The following is a 3,362-nucleotide window of genomic DNA, read 5'->3' as shown; positions in this document are numbered from 1 at the left end:
GAAACGCGCATGGGGACGGTGCATCTGCTCGACGACGATCTCTCCTTCGAGGAGCAGAACGTCGCGCCGCCCGAGCCGCAGCGCGTCGCCGCCGGCTATTCGGAAGCAGGCCTGCGCGAGATCGACGAACTGCAGGCCGACCGCAAGCTCGCCTACTTCGTCTGACCCTGCCGCCGAGGCCCTGCCCTCCCCTTGCGTCGGCCGAAGCCTCAGTTCTCGCGCCGGATCGCGCTCTCGTGCCAGCGGTGCAGCAGCAGGTACGAGATCAGGCTCGTCGCCAGGAAGATCGCGATGCCCGATAGCGAGATCATCACCAGCGCCGCGAAGACGCGCGGGATCTTGAGCTGGTAGCCGGCCTCCAGGATGCGATAGGCGAGGCCCGAGGCGCTGCCGCCCGTTCCGGCGACGAACTCGGCTACGACCGCGCCGATCAGCGCCAGGCCGCCGGAAATCTTCAGCCCCGCCAGGAAATAGGGCAGCGCCGCCGGCAGCTTGAGATAGCGCATCGTCTGCCAGCGCGAGGCGCCGTAGAGCTCGAACAGGTTGACGAGGTTGTGGTCGGCCGAGTTCAGCCCGAGGATGGTGTTGGACAGGATCGGGAAGAAGGCCACGATCCAGGCGCAGATCAGCAGCGACAGATCGATGTCATTGGCCCAGATGATGATCAGCGGCGCGATGGCGACGACCGGCGTGACCTGCAGGACGACGGCATAGGGCAGGAGCGCCATCTCCAGCCATTTCGACTGGCTGAACAGCACCGCGAGCGTGACGCCGACGACGATTGCGGCCGCCAGCGCCATGAAGGTGATCTTCAACGTCACCCAGAGCGAGCCCGACAGGGTGCCCCAGTCCGCCACCAGCGTCTGCCCGACCAGGATCGGCCCCGGCAGGACATAGGACGGCACCTCGTTCCAGCGGACCGCGAATTCCCAGAGCGCCAGCACGAGCATGCCGATGACGACCGGGGCGATGATCCGCGGCCAGAAGCTCAGGGGCACGCCGAGAATGCGTGTTTCCGCGGCGGCCACGGGCAGCGCCTGCGCATCGGTGCCATCCGCGACGAGCGTTTCGACGGGCGCGCTCATCGGCCGATCGCCTCCTTGAGCTTGGTGGAGGCGACGCGGCAGAGATGGGCGTATTCGCCGGAGGTCCGGAACAGCTCGTCGCGCGGGTAGTCGGCGTCGACGGACAGGTCCGCCATGACGCGGCCCGGCCGGGCCGCCATCACCACGATCCGCTGCGAGAGATAGACCGACTCGAACACCGAATGGGTGACGAAGCCGGCAGTGAAGCGCTCGCGCCACCACAATTCGAGCAAGTCGTCGTTGAGGCGGTGGCGGGTGATCTCGTCGAGGGCTGCGAAAGGCTCGTCCATCAGGAGGATCTTCGGGCGCATCACCAGCGCGCGAGCGATCGAGACACGCATCTTCATGCCGCCCGAGAGCTCGCGTGGATAGGACTTCTCGAAGCCCTTGAGCCCGACCAGTGCCAGCATCTCCGCCGCGCGCGCTTCGGCCTCGCCCCGCGGCACGCCCCTGAGCTTCAGCGGCAGCATCACGTTGGCGAGTGCATTCGCCCAGGGCATCAGCGTCGGATCCTGGAAGACGAAGCCGAGATCCCGCGTGCCGTGGCCGGCGCTGCCCTGCGCGGCGCCCGTCTCGCCCGGCCAGGTGATCGTGCCGGAGGTCGGCTCGCCGAGGCCCGCGATCATCCGCAGCAGCGTCGACTTTCCGCAGCCGGAGGGGCCGAGCAGGCTGATGAACTGACCCGCCCCGAGTTCGAGATCGACATCGCGCACGGCCAGCGTGCCGTTGGCGAAGCGCTTCGAGACGTGCCGGACTGCGACCAGCGGGGTGGCTGCGCCGTCCTTACCGGGGGGTGTGCTCAGATAGGCCGTGTCCAAAGCCTGATGATCCATTTTGTGACATGCCGACGTTCTCGGGCGCAGCGAAGCGCAGGCCCGAGAACCTCAGGACGGGGGTTTCCGAGACGCCCGGGGGCTGGCCCGAGCATGACCTCAGGCCTTGCCGATGCCCTTGTTCACGAACTCCAGGCTGTAGGCCTTCTTGACATCGACGCCGGCGGGGATGACCCCGGCTTCGGTCATGGTCTTGGCGAAGCTCGCCCAGCGCGCGTCGGTCATCGCGCCGATGCCGAGCGTCGTCGCGTCGCCGGAGAGCACGATGCCGCGATCGTTCATGACCTTGAGAGCGTAGTCGATCTTCTCCTGATCCATGTCGGGATTGTCCTTCAGGATCCGGGCGTTGGCGGCGGCGATGTTCGGTCCGCCCTTCATGTAATCCGCCCAGCCTTCCAGCGTGGCATCGACGAAGCGCTGCACCAGCTCCTTCTTCTCCTGCGCCATCTTCCGGGAGATCGTGATCGTGGTGTTGTAGTTCTCGAAGCCGGCATCGGCGAGGAGATGGACGACCGGCTCGACGCCCGCCTTGCGGATGACGAAGGGCTCGGAGGACAGGAAGCCCTGCTGCGTCAGCTTCTTGTCGGCCAGGAACGGCGCCATGTTGAAGGTGTAGGGGCGGATCTGCTCGTCCTGGAAGCCGAATTTGAGCTTCAGGAAAGGCCAGAAGCCGACGCGCGCCTGCGCCGCGATAAGGATCGGCTTGCCCTTGAGGTCAGCGAGCGTGTCGTTGCCCTGGCCGGGATGCGAGATCAGGACCTGCGGGTCCTTCTGGAAGATCGAGGCGATGCACATGAAAGGCAGGTTCTCATGGGCGAAGCTCAGCGCCTCAAGCGAGTTGCCCATGATCATGTCGACGCGGCCGCCGAGCAGGAGCTGGGTGGGGTTCTGCTGCGGGCCGCCGGGACGGATGTCCACATCGAGGCCGTACTTCTTGTAGATGCCGTTGGCGGCGGCGAGGTAGAACCCGCCATGCTCGGTCTGGGCGCGCCAGTTGGTCTGATAGCTGACCTTGTCGAGCGTCTGCGCGTTGACGCGCGCGCCCGGGACGGGGATGAGCAGGGAGGCGGTCGAGCCGCCGATCAGGCCGAGCGCCGCGCGCCGGTTCACGCGATATTTCATCGTCGTCATCTCGATATCTCCCCTGCGCCAGCAGCCGGGCCAGCCACCTGCCCGTCTCCTTATCCCATGCGATAGGACGAAGGGATAATGCAACGCCGCGCGGCCAGGTTTCTGCACAGAAACAAGGCAACGCATGTCAGCACGTCCTGCCGCCGCCCGGTCGCCTTGCATGCACGGCATCCGTCACTAGCTTCACCTCGATCCACCGTCGTCCCGACGCGAGGCGAGGCCGCTCTCATGAAAGTCCTGATCTTCGGCGCGACCGGCATGGTCGGCCAGGGCGTCCTGCGCGAATGCCTGCTCGACCCAAAGGTGACGGACG

At 66.4% G+C, this 3,362-nt stretch carries 3 protein-coding genes and 1 pseudogene; 1 reads left to right on the top strand and 3 read right to left on the bottom strand.

Annotated features, from left to right (window positions below; translation table 11 throughout):
* Positions 1 to 209 precede the first annotated feature (209 nt).
* The 3 genes from ACIPIA_RS12760 to ACIPIA_RS12750 form a co-directional block, all read right to left on the bottom strand.
* Positions 210 to 1,085 carry an ABC transporter permease gene (locus ACIPIA_RS12760; protein ID WP_400510086.1) on the bottom strand — a complete coding sequence of 292 codons (876 nt, stop codon included), beginning with the start codon at positions 1,083 to 1,085 and terminating at the stop codon, positions 210 to 212.
* The gene (locus tag ACIPIA_RS12755) at positions 1,082 to 1,918 is read right to left on the bottom strand and encodes an ABC transporter ATP-binding protein (RefSeq protein ID WP_400510084.1); all 837 of its coding nucleotides are present in this window, start codon (positions 1,916 to 1,918) and stop codon (positions 1,082 to 1,084) included. Before ACIPIA_RS12755 ends, ACIPIA_RS12760 begins: the two co-directional genes overlap by 4 nt.
* 99 nt (positions 1,919 to 2,017) lie before the next feature.
* Positions 2,018 to 3,049, bottom strand: a complete 1,032-nt coding sequence (locus ACIPIA_RS12750; RefSeq protein ID WP_400510082.1) for an ABC transporter substrate-binding protein — start codon at positions 3,047 to 3,049, stop codon at positions 2,018 to 2,020.
* A 78-nt stretch (positions 3,050 to 3,127) separates the two neighbouring features.
* On the opposite strand from ACIPIA_RS12750, the pseudogene ACIPIA_RS12745 reads away from it, so the two are divergent.
* A pseudogene (locus tag ACIPIA_RS12745) lies at positions 3,128 to 3,362 on the top strand (hypothetical protein); the annotation flags it as partial.

This window comes from Allobosea sp. CER48, from assembly GCF_044752385.1.
Taxonomy (GTDB): domain Bacteria; phylum Pseudomonadota; class Alphaproteobacteria; order Rhizobiales; family Beijerinckiaceae; genus Allobosea.
This window is presented reverse-complemented; position numbering and strand designations above follow the sequence as displayed.